Source organism: Massilia sp. NP310, assembly GCF_019443485.1.
Classification (GTDB): Bacteria; Pseudomonadota; Gammaproteobacteria; order Burkholderiales; family Burkholderiaceae_D; genus Telluria; species Telluria timonae.
In genome coordinates this window covers 5779402-5804996 of the sequence record NZ_CP080379.1, presented here as the reverse complement: position 1 = coordinate 5804996, position 25595 = coordinate 5779402, and the positions used below count along the sequence as shown (strand labels likewise).

The window sequence follows — 25595 nt, the reverse complement described above, 5'->3', positions numbered from 1 at the left end:
CGTGGCTAGCGGCCCGGAGGCTGCGGCTTGAACTTCGCGCAGTATATTTTGCTTTTGTCCCTGGCGTAGGCGATCGTGCTGCCCGGGTTGGACTTGCGCAAAGGGTAGCGCGAGGCGTCCACCGGCTTGAAGGCGACGCCGGCGCCGGCGCGCACCGATTTCTCGAGCTCCTCGGGCGTGCTGTCGACGACGGCGGCCACGAACACCAGGTTGCTGGTATCGTCGCTGACCATCACCTCGCTCACCTGGGCGCCCCACAGCGAAGCCTCGGTCTTGAACCACCAAGCCCCGCCCTCGCGCTTGTAGGCCGGGCCGAAGGCCTGGGTCAGGTAAGCGTGGAAGTAGGCGTTGTCCAGCTGGCTGCGGCACAGCAGCGCGCTGCCGATCACCGGGCCGAAGGTCGACGGCGCCGCCATGGCGCCGGAGCAAGCGAGCCCTGCCAGCAGCGGCAAGGCGCGCAGCATGGAGCGGGTCTTGCCCTGCAGCCCTGGGTGGCGAATCATGGACATCCTTTTTTCGACGATCTCGACATTATGACATCGCACGCCGTGGCGGGTGCCGCGGATTGTCGCAAACGGCGCACGGTTCGTCGCATGCAGGCGCAGCCGGGCCCCCGAATCCACCGTTCCGTCGGTTTCCTCATGCCCCGCATGCGCCGCATGCGCCGCCGGCGTATCGTTCAGGCTCCCATCGACTCCTGGCCAGGAACAATATGCACCTCGTACAGAAGACCACCCTGCTGGCCGCCGCCCTCGGCGCCGCCTTCCTATCGATCGACAACAGCCAGGCCGATACACCAGCCAGGGCGGTCTCCGAACAGCGCAGCGTCGCGGCCTTCAGCGCCATCGAGTTGAGCGGCCCGTACGACGTCGCCATCGACACCCAGGGCCGGGCCGGCCTGAGCCTGCGCGGCGAACGCCAGCAGCTGGACGAGATCGAGACCTTCGTGCGCGGCGACACCCTGGTGGTGCGCCCCAAAGAGAGCAGGACGTTCCGCTTCGGCTTCGGCGCGCGGCGCGAGACCGTCGTCATCCACATCGGCGCGCCGGCCTTGAAAAGCCTGTCCATGTCGGGCAGCGGCGACACCACGCTGGGCCAGGTGAGCGGCGAGCGTTTCGCGCTCGACCTCAATGGCCCGGGCGACCTGGAAGTCTCCGGCGCGGTGCGCGACCTGGCGCTGACCGTGAGCGGCAGCGGCGACGCCCAGCTGCAGCGGCTGCGGGCCAGCAATGTGGCGCTGACGATGTCCGGTCCGGGCGACGTGCGGCTGGCCAATATCGACGGCTCCCTGCACGCCAACATCAGCGGCTCGGGCGACCTCGAGGCGGACGGCCTGCGCCTGGCGCGCCTGGAAGCGCGCCTGTCCGGCCCTGGCGACATGGTGCTGCGCGGCGCCAGCGGCGAGGTGCGCGCCGAAGTGACCGGCTCGGGCTCGTTCGACGCCTGCGACCTGGCCGCCGGCCGCGCCAGCACATCGCAGAGCGGTCCCGGCGACGTCTGCCTGGGCGGCGCCATCGCCCAGCTCGACGCCGAGATCGGCGGCTCGGGCAACCTGACCGCGCTCGGCCTGCGGGCGCAGGCGGCCACCCTGCGCCTGCACGGTCCGGGCGACGCCCGGCTGGCCGGCACGGTGGGCGAGTTCAAGGCGCAGCTGTCGGGCTCGGGCAATATCGACGCCGGCGGCCTCGCGGTCGGGAAAGCCACGCTCAAGGCGCGCGGCCCGGGCGGCATCGAACTGGCCCGGGTCTCGGACACGCTGGAGGCCGAACTGCGCGGCTCGGGCGGCCTGACGTCGGAGATCCAGGGCAAGCGCCTGCTCCTGACCTCGGGCGGTCCGGGCGACGCCCGGATCAGCGGCCAGGTCGAGATGGTCCATGCGCGCCTGAGCGGCTCCGGCGGCCTGGACGGAAATCGCCTCAGGGCCGGCCGCGCCGACATCGCGGTCAGCGGCCCCGGCACGGCGCGGGTCCAGGTGGCCGAACGCGCGGGCGGCGCGCCGGCGGGCGCCAGCGGCCAGCTGCTGGTCGTCGACCGGCGCGGCAGCAGCCACGCGCCGCAGTAGGCCACACACCGCGGCCGCCGGCCGCGGCGCGCCGTTTCGACCTTGCGCCGGGACCTGCGGTATGGTCTCGGCGATCCTTTCTTCCACCATCCTTTCCCCGCCCGCGACCACTCCCGCGGTTCCGCCGTCCACGCCGACGCCCGGACAATACCAATAACGATACCAATTTTCACTTCCGTCGCCAGACTGCTCGGCAGCATGAGCGTAAGCCAGTCCCGGATTTTGGTCTGCAGAGGAGAATACCAGTTAAATACCTGTTGACATCCAGATAGGGCCTGCCTATAGTGCCCTGACCCTATTTCTCCCACCTACCACATGATCGACTATCTCATCGGCGTCGACGGCGGCGGCACCAATACCCGCGTGCGCCTGGCGGGGCGCGACGGCGCCGAACTGGCCACCGGCCGCAGTGGCGCTTCCGGTCTTGTCCACGGCATCGACAATGCCTGGCGCGCGGTCGACGATGCCACCGCCAAGGCCTTTGCCGCGATCGGCATCGACGCGATTCCGCGCCAGTCGTGCGCCATCGGCCTGGGCCTGGCGGGCGTGCACAACAAGGAATGGGCGGCCGCTTTTCGCGCCGCCAATCCGGGCTATGCCGCGCTGACGCTCGACACCGACGCTTTCTCGACCCTGATGGGCGCCCATGGAGGCCGCCCCGGCGCCATCGTCGCGATCGGCACCGGCAGCGTGGGCGAAGCGCTGCGGGCGGACGGCGCGCGGGTCGAGGTCGGCGGCTGGGGCTTTCCTTCCGGCGATGAAGCCGGCGGCGCCTGGATGGGCCTGCGCGCGATCGCCCACGTCCAGCAGGTGCTCGACGGCCGCGCCGAAGGCGGCGCGCTGGCGCGCGACGTCATTGCCGCCTGCGGCGGCGGGCGCGACGCGATCCAGGTCTGGCTCGGCAAGGCCACCCAGACCGATTACGCGAGCCTGGCGCGCTTCGTGGTGACCCATGGCGCGCTCGACCCGGTCGCCGGCGCCATTCTGGAGCAGGCAGGCCGCGAAGTGGCCAGGATGGCGCATGCGCTCGATCCTTCGGGCGACCTGCCGCTGTCGCTGTGCGGGGGCCTGGGAGACACCCTGCGCCTGTACCTGCCGGCCGAGATGCTGGCGCGCTGCAGTCCGCCCCATGGCGATTCGGCCCTGGGCGCGCTGCGCATGATCGAACTGCACCTGAAGGACTCCCAGGCATGAGCGCTACCATCAAAGGCAATATCCTCACTCCAGACGGCTGGATCCACGGCACCCTGCGCTACGGCGCGCACGTCGACGCCATCGACGGCAGCCAGGCCGACCCGGACGCCAACGGCGACGACTACATCCTGCCCGGCTTCATCGACGTGCACGTGCACGGCGGCGCCGGACGCGACATGATGGAAGGCGGCGACGCCCCGCACGTGATCGCGGCGCTGCACGCGAAGCACGGCACCACCAGCCTGCTGGCCACCACCATGACCGCGCCGATCGAGGACATCGACCGCGCCCTCTCGGCCATCGGCCGCGCCTGCGCCGCGCGCGGCAAGGGAGAAGCGCGCATCCTGGGCGTGCACCTGGAAGGCCCCTACATCAATTCGGGCAAGCTGGGCGCCCAGCCGCCGTTCGCGCGCGAAGCCAGCCTCGATGAAGTGAAGCGCTTCGACGCCCAGGCGCCGATGAAGCTGATCACGGTGGCGCCCGAGATCGACGGCCACATGGACCTCGTCCGGCAACTGGCCGACGCCGGCATCCGGGTCCAGGTCGGCCACACCAACGGCGACTACGAGGTGGGCGTGGCCGCCCTCGCACACGGCGCGGCGGGCTTCACCCACCTGTTCAACGCCATGCCCGGCCTGCACCACCGCGATCCCGGCATGGTCGGCGCCGCGCTGGCGCATGCCGAGTACGCCGAGATCATCCCCGACCTGCTGCACGTGCATCCGGGCGCGATCAGGACCGCGCTGCGCTGCATCCCCAAGCTGTTCTGCGTGACCGATTCGACCGCCGCCGCCGGCATGCCCGACGGCGAATACATGCTGGGCCGCCAGGTGGTCCATAAATGCATGGGCGGCGTGCGCCTGGCCGATGGCACCCTGGCCGGCAGCACGCTCACCATGGACCAGGCGCTGCGCAACCTGGTCAAGATCGGGCTGTCGATCGAAGACGCCAGCCGCCGCGTCTCCCTCAACGCCGCCGACTACCTCGGCGAAACCCTGCGCGGCCGCCTGGCGCCGGGCTGCCATGCCGACTTCGTGGTCCTCGACCGCGACCTGAACATCAAAGCCGTCCATATCGAAGGAGAAGTCCTGTGACCACCGCCGCCGCTTCCGCAGTCGCCCAACCCCCGTCGCTCATGCTGCAGGAGGCCTTGTCGGCCGCCGACTGCATCGCCCACCAGCTGACCCAGGACGTGGAGCGCTACGCGGAGCTGGGGGCGAAGCTGCGCGCCACGCAGCTGCACAGCGCGGTGACGGTGGCGCGCGGCAGTTCGGACCACGCGTCCAGCTACCTGGCCTACCTGATCATGGCGCGCATGGGCCGCCTGGTGACCTCGCTGCCGATGTCGCTCATCACCCTGTACAAATCGCCGATCGTCGCGCGCGACACGCTGGCGGTGGCGATCTCGCAATCGGGCCAGAGCCCGGACGTGGTCGAGCCGATCCGTTACTTCCGCGACGGCGGCGCCACCACCGTGGCCCTGGTCAACGACCCCGCGTCGCCGCTCGCCGACGCCGCCGAATGGACCATGCCGCTGCATGCCGGCCCGGAAAAAAGCGTGGCCGCGACCAAGAGCTTCATCGCCAGCCTGGTGGCCGGCGCGCGCCTGGTCGCCGACTGGCAGGACAGCAAGGAGCTCAAGGACGGCATCGACGCCCTGCCCGAGGCGCTGCGCGCCGCCACCGAAGTGGACTGGTCGGCCGCGATCGAGGTGCTGGCGCCGGCCCGCAACATCATGGTGGTGGGCCGCGGCATCAGCTTCCCGCTGGCCCTCGAATCCTCGCTCAAGTTCAAGGAAACCTCGGCGCTGCAGGCCGAGGCGTTCTCGGGCGCCGAGATCAAGCACGGCCCGATGGCCCTGATCGAGGAAGGCTATCCGCTGCTGGTCTACGCCACCCGCGGCCCGACCCAGGCCGGCCTGGTGGCCCTGGCCGACGAGATGCGCGGGCGCGGCGCGCGCGTGCTGCTGGCCGCGCCCGCCGACGTCGCCAGCCGCGACCTGACCCTGCCCACCGCCGCCATCCCCGACCTCGACCCGATCGCGGCGGTGCAGGCCTTTTATACGATGGCGGCGAAGCTGGCCGCCGCGCGCGGCATGAATCCGGACCAGCCGCGCCACCTGAGCAAGGTCACCAAGACCAACTGACGCCCTCGCCATGACTGATTATCTCGACCTCGCCGGCCAATTGATGATGGTGCGCCTGTTCGGCACCGAGCTCGATGCCGACACCGACGCCTTCCTGCGCAGCCACAAGATCGGCGGCGTGTGCCTGTTCCGCCAGAACATGGTGGACGCCTTTCAACTGACCCGCTTCACCGGCGCCCTGGTCGACGCCATGGGTCCGCGCGCCCTGGTCGCCCTCGACCAGGAAGGCGGCGCCGTGGTGCGCTCGACCTGGGTGCCGGCGCCGCCGAGCGCGATGGCGCTGGGCGCCGCCAACGATCCGCACCTGGCGCGCGAGGTCGGCGCGGCGGTGGCGCGCGCGGTGCGCGCGCTGGGTTTCAACTGGAACTTCGCGCCGGTGCTGGACTTGAACAACAACCCGCACAACCCCGTCATCGCCGAGCGCTCGTTCGGCGCCGATCCAGAGCAGGCCACGCGCATTGCCCTGGCCTGGATGGAAGGCAGCGAGAGCGAAGGCGTGGCCTGCTGCGTCAAGCACTTCCCCGGCCACGGCGACACCCACGTCGATTCGCACCGCGACCTGCCGCGCGTGGACAAACCGCGCGCGGAACTGGAACGCTTCGAGTTCGCGCCGTTTCGCCTGGCCGCTCCACATGCTCCCGCTATGATGACGGCCCACATCGTCTACCCCGCCCTGGACCCGGTCAATCCGGCCACGATGTCGCGCGCGATCCTCACCGGCGTGCTGCGCGAGGAATTCGGCTACGGCGGCGTGATCATCACCGACGGCATGGACATGCATGCGATCGCCCACCGCTACGGCGCCGGCGAGGCTGCCGTCAACGCGCTGGTGGCGGGCGCCGACATGGTGATGGCGATCGGCACGCGCGAGACGCAGGTGGAGACCGTACACGCGATCGCCCAGGCGATCCGCGACGGCCTGCTGCCGCTGCCTGAGGTCGAGGCGAAACTGGCGCGCCTGGCGAAGCTGGCGGCCACGCACCCGGCTGGCCCGGCAAGTTACGCCCGCGAGCAGGACGACCGCGCGCTGATGGCGCGCGCCTGGCGCGCCGGCCTGACCGCACTCGGCCAGCCGCAACGGCCCGCGCGCGGCAGCCGCGTGCGCCTGGTCGCGCGCGCCGATGTGGTCAGCGATGGTATCTCGGAAGCCGGCGTGCCGGCGGCCCGCATCGCCGAGGCGCTGGGGACCCTGTACGACGTCGAACTCGTCACCTTCGCCGACAGCGAACGCTTCGACTGGTCGGCGCTGCCGCAGGACGGGCGCTTCACGATCCTGGCCTCGACCTCGCGCCGCCGCTATGGCCCGAACGCGCGCGCCGGCTGGCGCCCCGACCTGCACCTGGCCCTGTGGAATCCTTACCAGGCGCTGGACTTCCCGGCCCCGGCCCTGATGAGCTATGGCTTCGCCCCGCCCGCCCTGGAGGCGGCCGTGGCCTGGCTGGGCGGCGAGATCGACGCGCCGGGGATCTGCCCGGTGCCGGGTTTCGCGCGGATGACAAGACGGCGACGACCGCAGCGACAGCGGCGGCGCCAACGACGAGGTAACGCGATGTAACGACGCTGGGCGCGCGCGCAAGCTCTGCGGCACAATTGGCCGGCCAGAAAATGGCTGATTTATGGGACAATGCACGTTTTGTCCGAGATTGGCATTTTTGCTATAGTTGTAAAAATGCGTGCAGAAAAAGCGTAGCGAAAGCGCGTTTCGTCGAATTTTTGTCTAGATAGAAGGATACACAATGTCCCAACTCCGTCTTGCCCGCCTCTGCCTGATGCTGGCCGCCGTCGGCCTCTCGGCCCCGGCCCTGACCACCGCCGTCCACGCGCAAGAGAAGCCTGCCGCCGAAGCGCCGAAGGACACCGTCCGTCCAGAGCTGTTCAAGCTGCTCGACCCGGCCGCGATCAAGCCGCTGATGGACGCAAAGAATTACGCCGAAGTGCAGAACCGCGTGCAGCAGGCCGAAGCCTTCCCGAACCGCACCCCGTACGAAGACTACGTCGTCAACCGCATGAAGCTGTCGCTGGGCTCGGCGACCAACAACAACGCCATCGCCATGCCGGCGCTCGAAGCCGTGATCAATTCCGGCCGCCTGCAAGGCCAGGAACAGGCCGACTTCATCCTGGCCCTGGGCAATATGCACTACAACGCCAAGGACTACACGAAGGCGATCGAGTGGTTCAAGCGCTATCAGAAAGAAAGCGCGACCCCTGAAAAAGTCACGCCTTCCCTGATCCGCGCCCATTACCTGGGCGGCGACTTCGCCAGCGCCAAGGCGGCCCTGCTGCCGGCGATCGAAGCGACCGAGAAAGCCGGCCAGAAGCCGAGCGAGGAAGACCTGCGCCTGCTGGCCTCGTCGGCCAACAAGGTCAAGGACGACGCGGGCTACCTGACCGCACTGGAAAAACTGGTCGCCCACTACCCGAACGACGACTTCTGGACCGACGTCCTGAACCGCGGCGTGGCGCGCAAGTCCGGCTTCGATGCGCAGACCAATATGATCAACGTGTACCGCCTGGAAGCGGCCACCGTCAAGAAGATGGCGCCGGAAGAATACGTCGACCTGGCCGAACTGGCGCTGCGCGACGGCTTCCCGAGCGAAGCCAAGAAAGCCATGGACGCCGGCTACGCCGCCGGCGTGCTGGGCCAGGGCTCGAACGCCAAGGCCCACGCCGCCCTGCGCGACAAGGCGACCAAGGGCGCGGCCGACGACGCCAAGAGCATCGCCGCCGGCGAAGCCTCGGCCGCCAAGGCCAAGACCGGCGCCGGCCTGGTCAACCTGGGCTGGGCTTACGCCACCATGGACCAGGGCGACAAGGGTGTCGGTTTCATCCAGCAAGGCATCGCCAAGGGCGGCCTGAAGAACCCTGAAGAAGCCAAGCTGCGCCTGGGCATGGCGCAGGCGCTGGCCGGCAAGAAAGCCGAAGCCATCCAGACCTTCGAAACCGTCAAGGGCGGCGGCGGCGCGGGCGACCTGGCGAAATACTGGATCGTTCACCTGAACCAGAAGTAATCGCTGCGCTTCACGTTGCACCCGCGAAAGCGGGCCGGGCTCGCTGCCCGGCCCGCTTTTTTCGTATGCGCGGGTCATCCTGTCCCGCTGCCGGCCGGCGGTTTTACCGGCCCAAGGTGCGCGCCCGTACATTAAGGCCGCCCGAGCCCGTCCGATAATTGCCTTATTTGCATCGGAGGCAGCATGACGACGACGGTACGCAAGGGCCAGGCGCCCGCCAAGCTGGGACGCGACGAATTCCACCTGCGCTTTCGCAGGGCGTTCCAGGACCCTGGCTACGAAGCGCTCGACCGCGAGCTGGCGGCGATCGAGGACGTGGCCTGGGATGCGTACCAGAACGGCCGCAAGGCCCCGCACACGGTCAAGGCCGGACCCGGATTCCATGATCCCGGCTACGACCTGTCGGTCGAGTGGAAGGAGGCGCGCGACCGCCTGATCGGCGCCGAGCGGCACCAGAAGAATCCCGACTCGCGCAACCGCGTCCTGCTCATCAACGCCTCGGCCCGCAACGACGGCACCTGTCCCGGCGAGATGTCGAAAAGCTGGCGCCTGACGCAGATGGCGAAAGAGGTCCTCATCAACGAAGGCTTCGAGGCCGACGTGCTCGACCTCAGCCTGCTCAATTCGGACTACGACCGCCACATCCACCCCTGCAAGGGCTGCGTCTCGACCGCGATGCCGCTGTGCCACTGGCCGTGCAGCTGCTACCCGAACCACGGCGAGCGCCAGGTGAACGACTGGATGAACGAGATCTATGAGCGCTGGGTGCTGGCCCATGGCGTCATCATCGTCACCCCGGTCTACTGGTACCAGACCCCGGCGGTACTGAAACTGATGATCGACCGCCTGGTGTGCGCCGACGGCGGCAATCCCGACCCCTCCTCCACCCACGGCAAGAAGGCCGAGGAGGCCAAGCAGATCGAGCGCGACGGCTGGGATTATCCGAAACACCTGGCCGGCCGCGCCTTTGGCCTGCTGGTGCACGGCGACGTGGCCGGCGTCGAGGGCACGCGGCGCTCGCTGTCGGATTGGCTCGAGTGGATGGGGCTGATCAACTCGGGCAGCTTCGGCCAGCTCGACCGCTACATCGGCTATTACGAATCGTATGCCGACAGCCACGAGACGCTCGACAAGGACGTCGCGGTGCAGGAAGAGACGCGCAACGTGGCGCGCGCGGTGGCCACCGCCGTGCGCGAGGTGCGCGCGGGACGGGTTGCCGTGGTCAGCCAGCCATTGAAGAATCCGCGCCCGGAATGATGGCGCCCGGGAGCCGCGCGGCGCCCCGGCCGATGCCGTGACTATTGGCGAGTTTTACACACGTGATTCTCAGTAGAATTGTGGAAACAACCTACAGGGGATCCTCAGATGGAAGCAGTTGGCGGACTCATCATCGCAGCGATCATCGGCGTACTGATCGGCAAGGATGCAAAGGCGCGTGGCATGAGCGGTATCGGCTGGGGCCTGTTTTCCTTTCTGATCTGCATCGTCGCGGTACCGATCTACCTCATCGTCCGCAAGCCGCGTATCGCATGATCGGGACGGTCGGCGGGCGCCTGGGCCTGCTGCTGGCGAGCGCCGCCCTGGCCTGGCTGCCGGCCAATCCGCTGGTACGCGCCGAAGCCCTGCTCGGCCTGTCGCCCGGCCCCCTCGAACGCCATCTCGGCATCAAGAATGCCTTCAGCGGAATGACCGAGGGAATGCACCAGCTCGTGCATGGCGAATTGGGCGCGGCGCTCGCGGCGAATTTCCTGACGCCGCTGGTCGCCTGCGCCTTGATCGCCTGGGCCGTGACCGGGGTGCGCCTGGCAACGCGGCGCCATGAAATCCTGGCCGCGGCCTGGTTCGTTGGGCTGTCCATCCTGGTGAACATCGTGCACCCCTTGCCTTGATCGCCGGGCGGCCTGCGGTATGATGGGCGGTCCCATCTTCATGCCCGCCGAATGAATCCCCTCGTCCAACTGATGCACGACGCCGCCAAGGCCAGTCTCGCCACCGGCGCCGGCAAGCTGCCGCTCTACCAGCAACTGCAGCGCGCGCTGCGCCAGGCGATCGACAACGGCGTCTATGGACCGTCGAGCGCCCTGCCCGCCGAGCGCCAGCTGGCGCTGGAACTGGGGATCTCGCGCATCACGGTGCGCAAGGCGATCGACAGCCTGGTCGACGACGGCTTGCTGGTGCGGCGCGCCGGCTCCGGCAATTTTCTCAACATGCGCATCGAAAAGAATTTTGCCAAGCTGAGTTCGTTCTCGGAAGACATGCGGGCGCGCGGACGGGTGCCGCGGAGCAGCTGGCTCAAGCGTTCGGAAGGCCTGGTCACGCCCGAGGAAGCGCTGCGCCTGCGGCTCTCACCGGGCACGCCGGTGTACCGCTTCAACCGCCTGCGCTATGCCGACGATGCGCCGATGTGCCTGGAATACGCGACCATTGCCGCCTTCGCCCTGCCCTCGCTCGACGCGGTGGGCGACTCGATGTACGAAGCGCTCGAGGCCACCGGCAACCGCCCGGTGCGCGCGCTACAGCGCCTGTCCGCCCTGCTGCTGGGGGTCGAACAGGCGCGCCTGCTCGATGCGCGCGAGGGCGACGCCGGCCTGTGCGTCGAGCGCCTGGGCTTCCTGCGCGACGGGCGCGCGGTGGAGTTCTGCCGCTCGTATTTTCGCGGAGATACGTATGACTTTGTTGCCGAGCTGACCGCAGCCTGATGAACTAGTGGTAATCTGGTCGTTTTCACCACGCGAGGACGATCATGTTCAAGAGAATGGCGGCGGAAGCACTGGGGCTGAGCGACATCGGTGTCATCGTCGGACCGGCAGACTACAGCAAGGTCGATGCCGACGACTACCTGTTCACCGAGGACGGTGAGCAGATCTTCTTCCTGATCAAGAGCAAGAAGGACGAGTACTGCTTCACCAATCTCGCCCTGATCCACGTCGACGGCGACTCGGCCGTGTCGTCGAAGCGCGCGATCAAGCGCTACGAGTATGCGTCGAACCTCATCACCGACGTCAGCATCGAAACCGCCGGAACGCTGGACATGGACATCGAGCTGAAGTTCAACGTGGATGACACGAAGTTCTCGATCGACGTTAAAAAATCCTTCATCGAACAGCTGAAGGACATCTACAAGGCCTTGATTACCATCGGCAAGCAGCAGCGGCGCGATGCCGTGTGCCGCGACAACCCCCGGTGTCAGAATAGTTGTCGCGTCACGTGATTGAGTAAAGCCATACCGGGGACGGGCAAGAGAGAACGTGTGAAGCAGTATCCAGCAGAACGAAAAGAGGCGTTGTTACGGCAGATGATGCCGCCCCAGAACCGCGTGGTGTCGGAACTGGCCCGTGAGAGTGGGATCACCGAACAGACGCTTTATACTTGGCGCCGTCAACTTCGTAATCAAGGAATGCCGGTGCCAGGTAGTGGGAAAAATGCTGAGGAATGGACCTCAGAGGACAAGTTCGCTGTCGTGCTGGAAACGGCTGCGTTGAACGAGAGCGAACTGTCGGAATATTGCCGTCGGAAGGGGCTGTTTGCGGAGCAGATCGCCACCTGGCGAGCCGCATGTATGGCCGCCAACGTGAGCGTGGTGCAGCAAACCCGGGCGCAGCAGGTCCAGTCGAAGGAAGACAAGAAGCGGATCCGGCAGTTGGAGAAGGACTTGCAACGCAAGGAGAAGGCGCTGGCTGAAGCAGCAGCGTTGCTGATCCTGCGAAAAAAAGCCCAGGCGATCTGGGGGGACAAAGAGGAAGACTGATCAGCGCCCCAGATCGCCTGTCATGTGTTGCGTTGATCCGTGAAGCCGAAGCTGCAGGCAGCCGGCTGTCACCGGCTTGTCGTGAACTCGGCATCACCCTGCGCACGTTTCAGCGCTGGGTGCGGGGCGGAGATGATGCTGTAGCCGTCGACAGCCGCCCAACTAGCGTCAGGCCTGAGCCGGCCAACAAGCTCACCGAAGACGAGCGTACCGAGATTCTGGCTGTCGCCAACAGCGAGGAATTTGCCAGTCTGCCGCCGAGTCAGATCGTGCCGACGCTGGCCGATCGAGGCATCTATGTGGCTTCGGAGTCGAGCTTCTACCGTGTCTTGAAGTCGGCCTCGCAGCAGCACCATCGTGGCAAGGCCAAAAAGCCGAGTGAGCGCGTGGTCACGAGCCATTGCGCCATAGCGCCGAACCAGGTGTGGAGTTGGGACATTACGTGGCTGCCGGCTGCGATCAAAGGCAAGTACCACTACTGGTACATGGTGCTCGACATCTACAGCCGCAAGATTGTCGGTCACGAAGTCCACGAGGCGGAGTCGGCAGAATCGGCGGCGCGGCTGATGCGCAGGGCCAGCCTGGCTGAGGGATTGGCCGGCCGACCGCTGGTACTGCACTCGGATAATGGCAGCGCCATGAAGGGCTCGACCATGCTGGCCACATTGGAGCAACTCGGCGTTGCACCGTCGTTCAGCAGGCCGCGTGTGAGCAACGACAACGCCTACGCAGAGTCGTTATTCAGGACCTGCAAATATCGACCGAACTACCCGCGCCAGCCGTTTGCGACGCTGGAAGACGCGCGGGCATGGACGCAGAAATTTGTGCGATGGTACAACCAGGAGCATAAGCACAGCGGCCTGAAATTCGTGACGCCGGCACAACGTCATGGCGGCCAGGCTGAAGCGATTCTGGAGTATCGCGAACAGGTATATCGAGAAGCGAAGAACCGTAATCCGCAGCGCTGGTCGCGGGATGTCAGGAACTGGAATCTGGATAGTCAGGTCTGGCTGAATCCGGAACGGATTCGACCAGAGGAACTACGGCAGGTCGCGTGAGGTGACGCGACAACTACGTTGACAAACACCGACAATGCGCTGCGCACGCTGGATGCCACCGCCTCGGTCCACAAGCTCAATATCGCCCCCGGCGCGGGCAGCCTGGTCAGCCAGTACGGCGAACTGCTGGAAGCGCTGAATACGGCCATGCTCGACACCCACACCAAACGCGATTTCAGCGACGTGTTCGCCAAATACATCCACAACTGACGCAGCGGTCGCCGCCAACAAAAAACCACCATGCCGGCGTGCGCCGGGATGGTGGTTTTTTCATGCGGCGCTGCCGCCTCGCCTGCAATCAGGCAGGCTTGCCGGCGCGGCGGCGGCGCACGGCGCCCATCAGGCCCAGGCCTGCGAGGATGGTCGCCAGGCTTGCCGGTTCCGGCACTTCGACCGCAAATGGCGTGTAGTCGTAGGTCACATTCACATTGCCAGACGCGAAGGTCTGGAAAATGGCTGCCAGGTTACCCGCGCCGTTCGCACCCGATGCGCCGGTCGCTTTCAGCGACAGATTGATCTGCCCCCCGCCCAGCGCCGAGAACAGGGCGAAATCGCTGGAACTGGTGCTCAGGAAGAAGTCATGCGCGTTGGCCGTGACCAGGCCGGTGCTGCCGCCGGAAGTGCCTGCAAAATCGATGTCGCCGTCGCCTGCGCTGAACTCGAAGACATGGTTGAATACCGGATTGCTCAGCACCAGCAGGCTGCCGTCCGGACGCGACAGCTTCAGGATCGACGCCAGGCTCGGGTTGACCGTGGTCGCTTCCTCATCGTCGCTCTCGGCCCTGCCAGTGCCCTGGATCAGGCCGCTCAAATCGAACCTGATCGAATTGAGGGTGCCCAGGCCGGTATCGAACTTGCCAAAGCTGAGGGTATTGGTCCAGTTGGTCTTTTTGAGCGCAGCGGCATCACTGAAGCTGATCGTGGCAGCCTGGACGCTGGCGACAGGGATCAGGGCGGCTGCGAGCGCCAGTGCGGCGAAAGTCTTTTTCAAGTTGATCGCACTAGTTGGATGGACGTCGGGACCATACGGCGACGTTGCAACCAATAAGCATAATTTATGCCACTAAGAAATACTTGATTAAAAACAGAGACTTGAACTTTCCCGGAGCGTCAATACGCCCCGCGCTGTAAAGATTTCCAACAAGAAAACTGCTCAAACGGCGGTGAACCCGCCATCGACCACCATCTCATGGCCATTCACATACGACGCCATGTCCGAGCACAGCCACAGGGCGGCCTGCGCCACCTCGCTCGCCTCGGCGAAACGCCCCATCGGATGCGCCGCCTTGAGCTTCTTCTCGATCGCCGGATCGCGCTCGAAGGCGCGCGCCAGCATCGGCGTCTTGACCGCGGCCGGGCACAGCACATTGACGCGGATACCCTCGCGCGCATATTCGGCGGCGGCGCTCCTGGTCAGGCCGACCACCGCGTGCTTGCTGGCGCCATAGATCGCATGGTTCGGGCTGCCGACCAGGCCGGCGATGCCGGCCATGTTGACGATCGCGCCGTGTCCCTGCTTGAGCATCTGGCGCAACTGGTATTTCATGCACAGCCAGACGCCCTTGACGTTGACGTTCATGATGCGGTCGAACTGCTCGTCGTCGGCGTCGGCCAGCGGCTGGCGCTCTTCCTCGACCGCGGCATTGTTGATCGCGAAGTCGAGACGGCCGTAGTAATTGATGGTCTTGTCGACCAGGGCTTCGACGTCGCCGGCACGGGTGACGTTGCTTTGCACGAACAGCGCCTTGCCGCCGTTTTCGACGATCATCGCCGCGGTGGCGTGTCCACCGTCGATCGAGACGTCGGCCACCACGACACAGGCGCCGGCGCGGCCGAACGCCAGGGCGATGGCGCGACCGATGCCACTGGCGGCCCCGGTGACCAAAACGACCTTGCCGGTGAACGAGAAACCGCTCGCCGGCTGCTGCTTGCTGATGGCCTTCATGATGCTCCCTGGATGAAACTTTTGCTTCTGAAAAGAAACATTTTAACGCATGGCTTCGTGCATTGTCACAATCCAGAGAGTTTTTGTCAGGAAACTGTTGTAGTTACGGCATAGTGACTGACGGTGTCGCCGCGCCGCCTGCCTTGGCCTGGTCGCCCGCCATGAATACCGATAGCTTACCCGGATCAATCGCCTTGCGGAATGCTGCATTCAGCTGAGGCAGGGTCACCGCCTGCATCTTGCGTTCGAGCTCGGCCGATGCCTCGAAGGTCTTGCCGCGATACAGGAACGAGGTCCAGCCGGATGCCAGCGCCCCATCGTTGGAGCGCGATTGCAGGCGCTGCTGCATCAGGCCCGACTTGGCGCCGGCCAGCTCCTCGGCAGTGAAGCCATCCTTGAGCGCCCGCGCCAGTTCCGCGCGCACGGCGGCGTCGAGCCTGGCCAGGTTCTGCGGCGCCGCGATCGCATTGATCGTGAAGCTGCCGGCGCGGTCCAGGGTGCCCGGCGACACGTCCGAGCCGCCGCCATACGACAGGCCATCGCGCTGGCGGATGCGGTCCATCAGGCGCGACTTGAGGCCGCCGTCGCCGAAGATGTAGTTGGCCAAGGTCAAGGCCGGATAGTCCGCATCGTCGATGTTCAGGTCCAGGTTCAGGCGCGCGATATAGAAACCGTTTTCCTTGTCCGGGGTATTCAGGGTGCGCGCCACCGGGGCCACCTCGGCATGCGCGACCAGCACCGGCGCGTGCGGTTGGGGTGCGCGCCAGGCGCCGAACAGGGTATTGACCAGCGGTGTGATCTCCTTCGGATCGAAGTCGCCCACGATGGCCATCTCGGCCGGATTGGCGCCATAGAACTGCGCGTGGAAGGCCTTGACGTCCTCGCGCCGCGCCGCCCTGGCGTCGTCGAGCTGTTCTTCCAGGCTCGGCGAGTAACGGATGTCGCCGCGCGGATAGCGGTTGAAATGCTGGCTGAGCGCGCGCACGGCGGCGCTTTGCGGCTCGTTGCGGCCCGCTTCGATGCCAACCACGAGTTGCTGGCGCAATTGCTCGAACTCGGATTCAGGGAAAGCCGGCTCCTTGAGCACGTGGGCCATGAGCTTGAGCGCTTCAGGCAGGTGTTCGCGCGTGGTCTGGAAATGGGTCGGACCGCCGGCGATCTTGAGCTTGTCGAAGGCGTCGGCCAGTTCGGCGCGCGTGTAGCGGGTGGTGCCGCGCGTCAGCATCAGGTTCGTCAGGGCCTGGGTCGTGCCCTGGCCGAACAGGCTTTTCTCGTCGCCGAAGTGCTGGCGCAGGTCGACCGTCACGGTTTCGCCGCGGTTCTTTTTCGGCAGCAGGGCCAGCTTGACGCCGCCGGCGGTCGTCAAGGTGGTGCGCTTCATGATGTTGTGCTGGCTCGGATCGAAATTCTCCGCCACCAGGGTCGAGACGGCCGGCTTGAAGTCCTTCATGGCATCAAGCACCGTGGGCGCCGGCGGCAGTTCGGCGCGCTTCGCCGCTTCTTCGGGGATGAACGTGCCGACCGTGCGGTTGCTGCGCAGGTAATAGCGCCCGGCGCTGGCGGCGACCTGTTCGGCCGTCATCTTCTGCACGCGCTCGCGGCCCACGAAATACATGCGCCAGTCGCCCAGGGCGATCGGTTCGGACAGGGCCACGCCCACCGCCTGCGGATTGTTCAGGCTGCGTTCGATCGTGTTCAGCCAGGAGCGGCGCACCCGTTCCAGTTCCTCGGTGGTGGGCGGCTTGCTGGCGAGTTCCTCGACCGCCTGGACCAGCGCCTCGCGCACCGGCTCGATCGGCTCGCCCAGCTTGACCACGGCGCCGAAGAATTGCAGGCCCGGCGCGTAGCCGGTCTGGCCGAAGCTGAACACCTGGCTGGCCTTGCCGGTCTCGACCAGCAGCTTGTGCAGGCGCCCGTTCGGCGCGTCGCCCATGATCTCGGAGGCGAAGCCGAGCGCCTCGGCTTCGGGATGCAGGTCGGACGGGATCTTGTAGCCGACGGCCACGAACTGCATATCGCCCTGGCGCCGCACGGCGAAGCTGCGCTCGCCGTCCTGGGTCGGCTCCACCGTCCAGAAGGCCGGCAGGCTGCGCTTCGGTTTCGGGATCGCGCCGAACAGGCGGTTGATCTTCGCTAAAGTTGCGTGCTGGTCGAACTGGCCGGCCACCAGCAGCACCGCATTGTCGGGCTGGTAATAGGTGCGATAGAAATTCTGCAGGTTCTCGATGCGCACGTTCTCGATGTCGCTGCGGTTGCCGATGGTCGAGCGGCCATAGCTGTGCCAGTCGTAGGCGACGCTCTGCATGCGCTTGAACAGCACGTTGCCGGGCTCGTTCTCGCCGGCTTCGTACTCGTTGCGCACCACGGTCATCTCGGACGCGAGATCCTTGCTTGATACGAAGGAATTGACCATGCGATCGGCCTCCATCTGCAAGGCCCAGTCCAGGTTTTCCTGGGAGGCCTGGAACACCTCGTAGTAATTGGTGCGGTCGAGCGAGGTGGTGCCGTTGAACTGCATGCCGCGCTCGGAGAACTGCCTGGTGATGTCGCGGTTGTTCTTCGCGCCCTTGAACAGCAGGTGCTCGAGCAGGTGGGCCATGCCGGTCTCGCCATAGTTCTCGTGGCGCGAACCGACCAGGTAAGTGACGTTCACGGTCACGGTGGGACGCGAGGCGTCCGGGAACAACAGCACTTTCAAGCCATTCGCCAGGCGGTATTCGGTGATGCCTTCGACCGAGGGGCCGAGGGTCACGCCCTTGGGGAGCGTTGCGCCGGCGGCGGACTTGCCGGCGGCCGGGGTTGCAGAGGCGGCGGCGGTCGCCGGCGCGATCATGACCAGGGCCAGGCAGCCCGCTGCTACATGCGCGGCCATCCCGCGCAACTGAAATCTCGAATCCATGGTGTCCCGTTGACTCGGCGGGACGCCAGCCGTCCCGCCTGCCGCACGATGGTAGCAGACGGACGTGTTTCCTGTGGCCTATACAGCCACCCAGTTGACAAGACTTGCCGATAGGCAGCTATTGACGCACGCGGCGCTCGTGCGATTGCTGCCAGGAGCCGATGCGCGACAGCTCGCTCATTTCTTCCGCCAGGAATTCGAGCAGGTCGTCGGCGCTGACGATGCCGCTCAGGTTGCCCTGGGCGTCCACCACGGGCACCCGGCGGATGCCGCGCAGGCGCATGTGCTCGATGGTCTCGTAGACATCGTCGGACTCGCCGGCGGTGAGCAGGTCGTCGCTCATGATGTCGCCGGCCAGCAGGCTGGCCGGATCGAGGCCGGGGGCGATCACGGCCAGCACGATGTCGCGGTCGGTCAGGATGCCGAGCGGGACGTTGCCGCCGCCGTCGGTATCGATCACGACCAGGTCGCCGACGTGGTGGCGCCGCATCAGCATGGCGGCGCCCTGCACGGTCTCGTCGCGCGTGCAGCAAATGGTGTCAGTGGTACAGATTTCGCCGATGCGCATGGTGCCCTCCCCCGTTGTCGCTTGAGGCTAGGCCGAAACAAAACTGGCGCTTTGATTTCGATCAAAGCGCCAGTGGTGGCAGGCTTGCAGCGACGGTCAGGCCGCGCCTGGTTTCTTTTCGCCCGGCAAGGGCACGAAACAGGCGTCGACGACTTGCATATCGTTGTCTTTGGCGAAATTGACCACGAAGTGGTAGGCCATCGGTTCGATCTTTTGCAGGGTGCGGTTGACCACGACGGCCTTGGTGCCGTTGACCACGGTCGGGTAAACGTAGGGCGAAAACTTCAGGTGGGCATTGGGGCCGCCGGCGCCGGGGCAATAGCAGGACATGACGCCGCACAGGCGCTCGGCCCAGTCGCTCGGGCGGAACGTCTTGCCTTTGTTCGTGATGCCCAGGATGAAAAACTCGCCAGACAGTTCATCATCCTTGGGGGGCGCTTGGTCGGTCATAGTCCTACGGGCTCAGACAGAAAATACTGCGTGGATGAGAGCAAATTCGGCTCGGTGCAATACGGCTTTGCTCGGCTCAGGCAGTATTATATCTTATAGAAGACTTGAGGACGAGGCCCGGCGCGCCACACTCAGCGCAGCCAGGCCACGCTCGAGGTCAGCAGCAGCAGGATCATCCACAAGATCAGGGCGCGCCACACCAGGCCAACCGTGCTCTGCAGCGCGCGCACGTTCGGCTCCTCGCCCGGCAGCACGTCGACGTCGCTTTCGCTCAAGTCCACCGTGGCGGCGTCCGCTGGCAGCAATTGTGGCGCATTTTCGTTCGGCGTGCCGAGGCGCACACCCATCGCGCCGCCGCCGGCCGACAGGATGATGCCGCGCGCCTCGTCGGCCCAGCGGTTGGCGAAATTGCGCCAGGCATAGACGGCATCCTCGAAATTACCGACCACGGCAAAGGCCACCGCCGTCAGGCGCACCGGCACCCAGTCGATCCAGTAAAAGGCCCTGGCGGCGAACTGGCCGAAGGCTTCGTTGCGCATGTGGTCGGGCTCGTTCCAGGCGCGCGACAGGTATTCCGACACGCGGTACATCACGGCGCCCGCCGGCCCCAGCGGCATCAAGAACCAGAAGAACACCCCGAACACGTTGCGATGGGTTGTGATCAAGGCCTTTTCGACCGCGATGCGGGTGATCTCGGTGCTGTCCATCCCGACGGTGTCCAGCCGCGTCCATTCGGCCAGGAGGGTACGCGCCCTGGCGTCATCCCCTGCATTGAGCGCGAACTGGATGGAGGTGAAGTAATGGCTGTAGTGACGGAAACCGAGGGTCAGGTAGACGATCAGGACATTCCAGGCGAAGGCCAGGAATACCAGGTTGTAGTGCATGAAGAACCAGTAGACGAGCCAGGTCGGCAGCATCAGCGCGGTCATCATCAGGATCCAGCCCATGCGCCCATTCTTTTGCTCGCCTGCATTGAACCAGGTCTCGATGCGCACGGCGAGCGACTTGACGCCGCCATACACCTGGTTATCGGCGCGCAGCGGTTTCAGTTGCTCGATGAGCAGTGCGCACAGGATGGAAAAGAATGTCATTCAGGAACCCTTTTTTGTTATGGCAATACGACTGCCCCGTTACGATAACGGAGAAGCCAGCCAGAATCAAATCCGGACCTGCGATAAAGCGTTACGCGCGCAGAAAATGGAAGAGGTTGCGCAGCATGGCCGCCGTGGCGCCCCAGATGAAATATTGCTCGTACGGCATCGTGTAAAAAGCGCGCCTGCCGGCCCCTTTCGGCAACTCGACTACCCGGCGCTGGTGGTTCAGGCCATCCATCAGGAAGCTGAGCGGCACTTCGAACGCTTCGGCCACTTCGCCCGGATCGGGCTGCAGCTCGAATGGCGGCTGGACCAGGGCCACCACCGGCGTCACGCGATAGGCGCTCACGGTGGTGTAGTCGGGCAGTACGCCGATGATCTCGATATGACGGCGGTGCAGGCCGACCTCTTCCTCGGTTTCGCGCAGCGCCGTCTCGATCGGGGACGAATCGAGTTCTTCGGCGCGGCCGCCGGGAAAACTGATCTGGCCGGCATGGCTGGACAAATGGTCGGTCCGCAGCGTCAGCAGCACGGTCACACCCTCGGGGCGCGCTACCAGCGGCACCAGCACGGCTGCACGGCGCAGCGTGGCGCCCGTCATGCCGCGGCCCTCGTCCGACACCTCCTCTTCCCACGGCAGGGTTTGCGCAAAGCGTGCGCGCAGCGCGGCCGGGATCAGGCGCGCGGGCGCAACCGGCGCTTCACCGGCAAGGCCGGCAACCGGCAACTGGGTCGGATCGAAAATGAGTTTGGCCAAACTGAATCCTTTGCAATACTCCGCCGGAATAGAAAAAGGCATCCTTGCGGATGCCTTTTTCTGAGCACGAATGCTATTACTCAGCAGCAGCGGCGGTCTTGACGCGACGCTGTGGCAGTTTTTCTTTGATACGCGCCGATTTGCCCGAACGCTCACGCAGGTAGTACAGCTTCGCACGACGGACGTCACCACGACGCTTCACTTCGATCGAAGCGATCAGCGGCGAGTACAGCTGGAACGTACGCTCGACGCCTTCGCCGGACGAGATCTTGCGAACGATGAAGTTCGAGTTCAGGCCGCGGTTACGACGCGAAATCACGACGCCTTCGTATGCCTGGGCGCGCTTGCGGTTGCCTTCGACGACGTTGACGCTGACGACAACGGTGTCGCCAGGTGCGAAATCAGGGATATCACGGCCGAGGCGCGCGATTTCTTCTTGCTCGAGTTGTTGAATCAGATTCATTTTTTTATGACTCCAAAAACCATCTTGCTGGCACTACCTTCGCCCAGTAGAGGATGGGGTTGAACCACGGGCAACATGCCCGTGATTGCATGCGCCATACTGCCGCGCATATTCTTTTAATCAGCAGGTTTTTCCAAACCCGCCAAAAACTGTTCATCGGCCTTGCTCAACTGGCCGGCGGCGCGCGCCTTGTCCAGCAGATCGGGCCGCTTGGTCGCGGTCGCTTCCAGCATGCGCTGGCGGCGCCACTTGACGATCTCGGCATGGTTGCCGCCCATCAGGACCGGCGGCACTGGCACGTCTTCGTACACTTCCGGCCGCGTGTAATGCGGCGAATCGAGCAGGCCGTTGACGAAGCTGTCTTCGACCGCCGAGGCATCGTCGCCCAGCACGCCGGGAATCAGGCGCACCACCGCATCCATCAAGGCCATGGCCGGCAATTCTCCGCCCGACAGCACGAAGTCGCCGAGAGAAATTTCCTCATCGACACAGCGGTCCAGCAGGCGCTGGTCCACCGCCTCGTAGCGGCCGCACAGGATCACCAGGCCGGGCTCGTCCTTCAGCGCCATCGCGCGTTCATGGGTCAATGGCTTGCCTTGCGGCGACATGAACACCACGCGCGGACTCGGCAGGCCGAGCTCGATTTGTCTTTGCTTTGCTGCATTGATGGTCGCTTCGAGCGGCTTGGCCATCATCACCATCCCGGGGCCGCCGCCGTAAGGGCGATCGTCCACGGTGCGGTGGCGATCCTGCGTGAAATCGCGCGGATTCCAGAGGGTCAGGCCCCAGCGTTGCTGCTCGAAAGCGCGCCGGGTCACCCCCGACTGCGTCAATGCGGCGAACATTTCGGGGAACAAGCTGACGACGTCAAACTGCATCGCGCTGTGCTCCTCTATTGGATGGGCTCAAAAATCGAGACCCCAATCCAGGGTAATCAGTTTTTGCTCGAGACTGACGGTCTTGACGAACTGGTCCACGAACGGCACGAGGCGCTCTTGCGCCTTGCCTTCGGCAGCTGGATCAGCGACCGGAGTGATGCGCAAGATCGATTGCGCGCCGTTGTGCATCATGTCGGTCACCTTGCCCAGGGCTTCGCCCTGCAGGTTGACCACGTCCAGCCCGATCAGGTCGGACCAGTAATACTCGTCTTCCTCGAGCGCTGGGAACTCGCTGCGCGCGACTTGAACCGACGCACCTTTCAGTGCCTCGGCCTCATTGCGGTCGCGCATGCCCACCAGGGTCGCGACGACGTCGCCACCATGCAGCTTTGCACTCCGTACGGTGACGGCGTGCAGGGTCGGCTTGTCGAGCCACCAGGTCTTCACGTTCAGCAGCGCATCGGCGTCTTGCGAATACGGGGTGACACGGATGCCGCCCACGATGCCATACGCCCCGGAGATGTGCCCGACCTGGGTCAGGTCATCGGGGACGGCCACCGGGCTTGCTGCTGAATCGCTCACTACGTGTTGCTTGATAAATTAAGCAGCTGGCTTGTTCTGGGCGACCAGACGAGCGACGGTCGGCGACAGTTGTGCGCCAACGCCTTGCCAGTGAGCCAGACGGTCAGCAGCGATACGCAGGCCGACTTCGGCGCCCGAAGCCATCGGGTTGTAGAAGCCGATGCGCTCGATGAAACGGCCATCGCGACGGTTACGCGAATCGGTTGCAACGATGTTGAAGAACGGACGCTTTTTAGCGCCACCACGAGCCAAACGAATAACGACCATAATATTTCCGAAAAAGTTGTTCTGGACGGAGAAAGTCGACGATTATAGCGCGCGACACCGAACAGCAGCAAGCGTTAATGACAACAGGGCGCGCAGTCCCAGCAGAATCAACCATTATCGCTGATTTTTCACCACACCGCCACCGGCCATCCCGCCATTTCGCCAGCCTGTCGCCTGAAACGTGCCATTCCTGCAAATATGGACGATACTCTTGCTGTCCTGAATCCTGAACAACACGACATGGCTGCTACTCACAAGAACAAGACCGTCGCCACCCTGCTCGCCCTGCTGCTGGGCGGGTTCGGCGCGCATCGCTTTTACCTGAAGGGCGGCGCCGACCGGCTCGGATTGCTGCACCTGTGCGCGCTGCCCATCACCGGCATCCTGTACGGCGCGGTCAAGCCGCATCCCTTCTATGTGATCCTGCCGCTGCTGGTATCGTTCATCGCCGGCTTCATCGAGGCGCTGGCGATCGGCCTCACGCCCGACGAGAAATGGGATGCCAAACACAACGCCGGCAGCGGCCGCCAGTCGCGGTCGAACTGGACCTTGCCGCTGCTGCTGGTGATCACGATGCTGACCGGCGCCATCGTCCTGATCGGGACGATGGCGCGACTGTTCGACCTGCTGTTTACCGGCGGCGCCTACGGTTAGAACTGCTCGACGTCGAGCGCCAGCACGCCGGCGGCGCCTTCCATGATCGCGTGACGCAGGCTGTGCGCCTGCGACAGGATGTGGTCGGCAAAGAAGCGCGCCGTGGCGATCTTGGCGCGGTAGAAGGCGGCGTCGCCCTCGCCCGCATCCAGCTTGCGCTGCGCCACCAGCGCCGCGCGCGCCATCTGCCAGCCGCCCAGCACGATGCCGGCCAGTTTCAGGTACGTCACGCTGCCGGCGTACACCCCGCGCGGATCGTTCTTTGCGTTTTCCACCACGAAGTCGACCACGGACTCGAACGCGCTGGCGCCATCGCGCAATTGGCGGGCGATCGCGGTGAGGTCGATGCTCTGCGTTTCTGCCAGCTGCTGGACGACCTCGTCCATCTGCGCCCGCAGCGACCTGGCCACCGCCCCGCCATCGCGCACCGTCTTGCGGCCGACCAGGTCGTTGGCCTGGATCGCCGTCGTGCCCTCATAGATGGTGAGGATCTTGGCGTCGCGGTAATGCTGGGCCGCGCCGGTTTCTTCGATGAAGCCCATGCCGCCGTGCACCTGCACGCCGTCGCGCGCGACGTTCTCGCTCATCTCGGTCGACCAGCCCTTGATGACCGGGACCAGGTATTCATACACCGCCAGGTTCGCCTGGCGCGTCGCCTCGTCCGGATGGTGATGCGCCAGGTCCGAGATGCCGGCGCCGACGTAGGCCAGCGCGCGCGCCGCCTCGGTCTGCGCGCGCATCGACATCAGCATGCGGCGCACGTCAGGGTGGTTGATGATCGCCACCGGGCCGCTGGAACCGGCCACGTCGCGCGACTGGATGCGGTCCTTCGCGAACGCCACCGCCTGCTGGTAGGCATGTTCGGCCAGGCCGACGCCCTGCATGCCGACGCCGAAGCGGGCCGCGTTCATCATGATGAACATGTATTCGAGGCCGCGGTTTTCTTCGCCCACCAGGGTGCCGATCGCGCCGCCGCCGTCGCCGAACTGCAGCACGGCGGTCGGGCTGGCCTTGATGCCCAGCTTGTGCTCGATCGAGACGCAGTGCACGTCGTTGCGCGCGCCCAGCGAACCGTCGTCGTTGATCATGAACTTCGGCACGATGAACAGCGAGATGCCTTTCACGCCCGGCGGCGCGTCGGGCGTGCGCGCCAGCACCAGATGGACGATGTTCTCGGCCATGTCGTGATCGCCATAGGTGATGAAGATCTTGGTGCCGAAAATCTTGTAGGTGCCGTCGCCCTGCGGCTCGGCGCGGGTGCGCACGGCGGCCAGGTCGGAGCCGGCCTGCGGCTCGGTCAGGTTCATGGTGCCGGTCCATTGGCCCGAGACCAGCGGCTCGAGGAAGCGCGCCTTTTGCGCATCGGAACCGGCGGTGAGCAGCGCCTCGATCGCGCCGTCCGAGAGCAGCGCGACCAGCGCGAACGCCAGGTTCGCCCCGTGCAGCATCTCCATGCACGGCGTGGCCACCAGCTTGGGCAAGCCCTGGCCGCCGAATTCCTGCGGATGCTGCACGCCCTGCCAGCCGGCGTCGGCGTAGGCGCGGAAGGCTTCCTTGAAGCCCCTGGTGGTGGTGACCGCGCCATCCCTCCAGAAACTCGGCTCCTGGTCGCCGGCATGGTTCAGCGGGGCGATCACTTCGCCGCAGAATTTCGCGTTTTCTTCCAGCACCGCTTCCACGGTGTCCGGGGTCGCGTCCTCGCAGCCGGGCAGCGCATTGACCTCGGCGAGGTTGGCCAGTTCATTGAGGACGAACTGCATGTCTTTCAGCGGGGCGTTATAGCTCACCTGTTGTCTCCTGATTGTCTCTCATGCATGAAAAA

Annotated in this window: 27 protein-coding genes; 14 read left to right on the top strand and 13 right to left on the bottom strand. The window is 65.5% G+C overall.

The window, feature by feature from the left end; genetic code table 11:
• Nucleotides 1-5: 5 nt before the first annotated feature.
• A complete protein-coding gene (locus tag KY496_RS25655; protein WP_219863027.1) occupies nucleotides 6-503 on the bottom strand; it encodes a hypothetical protein in 498 nt (165 codons plus the stop codon).
• Nucleotides 504-712: 209 nt separating this feature from the next.
• Between KY496_RS25655 and KY496_RS25650 the strand changes: the two genes are divergently transcribed.
• From KY496_RS25650 to KY496_RS25590, 13 genes are all read left to right on the top strand, one after another.
• Entirely contained in the window at nucleotides 713-2062 is a 1350-nt protein-coding gene (locus KY496_RS25650; RefSeq protein WP_219863025.1) for a GIN domain-containing protein, read from the top strand.
• Nucleotides 2063-2377: 315 nt separating this feature from the next.
• Nucleotides 2378-3256: a BadF/BadG/BcrA/BcrD ATPase family protein gene (locus KY496_RS25645; RefSeq protein ID WP_219863023.1), complete on the top strand. Its 879-nt coding sequence runs from the start codon at nucleotides 2378-2380 to the stop codon at nucleotides 3254-3256.
• On the top strand, nucleotides 3253-4350 hold the full coding sequence (gene nagA, locus KY496_RS25640) for an N-acetylglucosamine-6-phosphate deacetylase (protein WP_184234720.1): 1098 nt from the start codon (nucleotides 3253-3255) through the stop codon (nucleotides 4348-4350). The genes KY496_RS25645 and nagA overlap by 4 nt, the downstream gene beginning before the upstream one ends.
• Nucleotides 4351-4391: 41 nt before the next feature.
• Nucleotides 4392-5402 (top strand): SIS domain-containing protein, encoded by a 1011-nt coding sequence (locus tag KY496_RS25635; protein WP_219865177.1) that lies wholly within the window; start codon nucleotides 4392-4394, stop codon nucleotides 5400-5402.
• Between the two features lie 10 nt (nucleotides 5403-5412).
• Nucleotides 5413-6957 (top strand): beta-N-acetylhexosaminidase, encoded by a 1545-nt coding sequence (gene nagZ / locus KY496_RS25630; protein WP_219863021.1) that lies wholly within the window; start codon nucleotides 5413-5415, stop codon nucleotides 6955-6957.
• Nucleotides 6958-7138: 181 nt separating this feature from the next.
• The gene (locus KY496_RS25625) at nucleotides 7139-8410 is read left to right on the top strand and encodes a tetratricopeptide repeat protein (protein ID WP_005668906.1); all 1272 of its coding nucleotides are present in this window, start codon (nucleotides 7139-7141) and stop codon (nucleotides 8408-8410) included.
• 183 nt (nucleotides 8411-8593) lie between these two features.
• Complete coding sequence (locus tag KY496_RS25620) at nucleotides 8594-9667, top strand: flavodoxin family protein (protein WP_219863019.1); 1074 nt, start codon at nucleotides 8594-8596, stop codon at nucleotides 9665-9667.
• 108 nt (nucleotides 9668-9775) lie between these two features.
• Nucleotides 9776-9943: a hypothetical protein gene (locus KY496_RS25615; RefSeq protein WP_005668903.1), complete on the top strand. Its 168-nt coding sequence runs from the start codon at nucleotides 9776-9778 to the stop codon at nucleotides 9941-9943.
• Entirely contained in the window at nucleotides 9940-10299 is a 360-nt protein-coding gene (locus KY496_RS25610) for a DUF2752 domain-containing protein (protein ID WP_005668902.1), read from the top strand. Before KY496_RS25615 ends, KY496_RS25610 begins: the two co-directional genes overlap by 4 nt.
• A 51-nt stretch (nucleotides 10300-10350) precedes the next feature.
• Nucleotides 10351-11109, top strand: coding sequence for a GntR family transcriptional regulator (locus tag KY496_RS25605; protein WP_005668900.1), 759 nt, complete (start codon nucleotides 10351-10353; stop codon nucleotides 11107-11109).
• 44 nt (nucleotides 11110-11153) lie between these two features.
• Complete coding sequence (locus KY496_RS25600; RefSeq protein ID WP_229520369.1) at nucleotides 11154-11621, top strand: PH domain-containing protein; 468 nt, start codon at nucleotides 11154-11156, stop codon at nucleotides 11619-11621.
• Nucleotides 11622-11660: 39 nt separating this feature from the next.
• Nucleotides 11661-13216, top strand: a protein-coding gene (locus KY496_RS25595) for an IS3 family transposase (RefSeq protein WP_229520324.1) whose coding sequence is annotated in 2 segments (ribosomal slippage) — nucleotides 11661-12123 and nucleotides 12123-13216 — 1557 coding nt in all. Because the reading frame shifts where the segments join, the coding sequence is not laid out codon by codon here.
• Nucleotides 13217-13234: 18 nt separating this feature from the next.
• Nucleotides 13235-13426 (top strand): YvbH-like oligomerization domain-containing protein, encoded by a 192-nt coding sequence (locus KY496_RS25590; RefSeq protein WP_229520368.1) that lies wholly within the window; start codon nucleotides 13235-13237, stop codon nucleotides 13424-13426.
• Nucleotides 13427-13514: 88 nt separating this feature from the next.
• Here the strand turns inward: KY496_RS25590 and KY496_RS25585 are convergent, their stop codons facing one another.
• The 11 genes from KY496_RS25585 to rpsP all read right to left on the bottom strand — a co-directional run bounded on the left by KY496_RS25585 (nucleotide 13515) and on the right by rpsP (nucleotide 23119).
• Complete coding sequence (locus KY496_RS25585) at nucleotides 13515-14207, bottom strand: choice-of-anchor E domain-containing protein (RefSeq protein WP_219863017.1); 693 nt, start codon at nucleotides 14205-14207, stop codon at nucleotides 13515-13517.
• Between the two features lie 162 nt (nucleotides 14208-14369).
• Nucleotides 14370-15161, bottom strand: coding sequence for an SDR family oxidoreductase (locus KY496_RS25580; RefSeq protein WP_219863015.1), 792 nt, complete (start codon nucleotides 15159-15161; stop codon nucleotides 14370-14372).
• Nucleotides 15162-15264: 103 nt separating this feature from the next.
• On the bottom strand, nucleotides 15265-18060 hold the full coding sequence (locus KY496_RS25575; protein WP_229520367.1) for a pitrilysin family protein: 2796 nt from the start codon (nucleotides 18058-18060) through the stop codon (nucleotides 15265-15267).
• A 118-nt stretch (nucleotides 18061-18178) separates the two neighbouring features.
• Nucleotides 18179-18628: a CBS domain-containing protein gene (locus KY496_RS25570; protein ID WP_005668893.1), complete on the bottom strand. Its 450-nt coding sequence runs from the start codon at nucleotides 18626-18628 to the stop codon at nucleotides 18179-18181.
• Between the two features lie 96 nt (nucleotides 18629-18724).
• Complete coding sequence (locus KY496_RS25565) at nucleotides 18725-19078, bottom strand: DUF3579 domain-containing protein (protein WP_005668891.1); 354 nt, start codon at nucleotides 19076-19078, stop codon at nucleotides 18725-18727.
• A gap of 131 nt (nucleotides 19079-19209) precedes the next feature.
• Nucleotides 19210-20169 carry a CobD/CbiB family protein gene (locus KY496_RS25560; RefSeq protein WP_005668890.1) on the bottom strand — a complete coding sequence of 320 codons (960 nt, stop codon included), beginning with the start codon at nucleotides 20167-20169 and terminating at the stop codon, nucleotides 19210-19212.
• A 91-nt stretch (nucleotides 20170-20260) separates the two neighbouring features.
• Nucleotides 20261-20971, bottom strand: coding sequence for a CoA pyrophosphatase (locus tag KY496_RS25555; protein ID WP_184234737.1), 711 nt, complete (start codon nucleotides 20969-20971; stop codon nucleotides 20261-20263).
• A 34-nt stretch (nucleotides 20972-21005) separates the two neighbouring features.
• The gene (gene rplS, locus KY496_RS25550; protein WP_005668886.1) at nucleotides 21006-21392 is read right to left on the bottom strand and encodes a 50S ribosomal protein L19; all 387 of its coding nucleotides are present in this window, start codon (nucleotides 21390-21392) and stop codon (nucleotides 21006-21008) included.
• Between the two features lie 116 nt (nucleotides 21393-21508).
• Nucleotides 21509-22270: a tRNA (guanosine(37)-N1)-methyltransferase TrmD gene (gene trmD / locus KY496_RS25545; RefSeq protein WP_005668885.1), complete on the bottom strand. Its 762-nt coding sequence runs from the start codon at nucleotides 22268-22270 to the stop codon at nucleotides 21509-21511.
• Between the two features lie 27 nt (nucleotides 22271-22297).
• Nucleotides 22298-22828: a ribosome maturation factor RimM gene (rimM, locus tag KY496_RS25540; RefSeq protein WP_005668883.1), complete on the bottom strand. Its 531-nt coding sequence runs from the start codon at nucleotides 22826-22828 to the stop codon at nucleotides 22298-22300.
• Between the two features lie 42 nt (nucleotides 22829-22870).
• A complete protein-coding gene (rpsP, locus tag KY496_RS25535) occupies nucleotides 22871-23119 on the bottom strand; it encodes a 30S ribosomal protein S16 (protein ID WP_005668882.1) in 249 nt (82 codons plus the stop codon).
• Nucleotides 23120-23359: 240 nt separating this feature from the next.
• Between rpsP and KY496_RS25530 the strand changes: the two genes are divergently transcribed.
• Complete coding sequence (locus KY496_RS25530) at nucleotides 23360-23773, top strand: NINE protein (RefSeq protein WP_005668880.1); 414 nt, start codon at nucleotides 23360-23362, stop codon at nucleotides 23771-23773.
• On the opposite strand, the gene KY496_RS25525 is transcribed toward KY496_RS25530, so the two are convergent.
• Nucleotides 23770-25560 (bottom strand): acyl-CoA dehydrogenase, encoded by a 1791-nt coding sequence (locus KY496_RS25525; RefSeq protein WP_219863013.1) that lies wholly within the window; start codon nucleotides 25558-25560, stop codon nucleotides 23770-23772. The two genes, KY496_RS25530 and KY496_RS25525, sit on opposite strands and share 4 nt — an antisense overlap.
• Nucleotides 25561-25595: the final 35 nt, after the last annotated feature.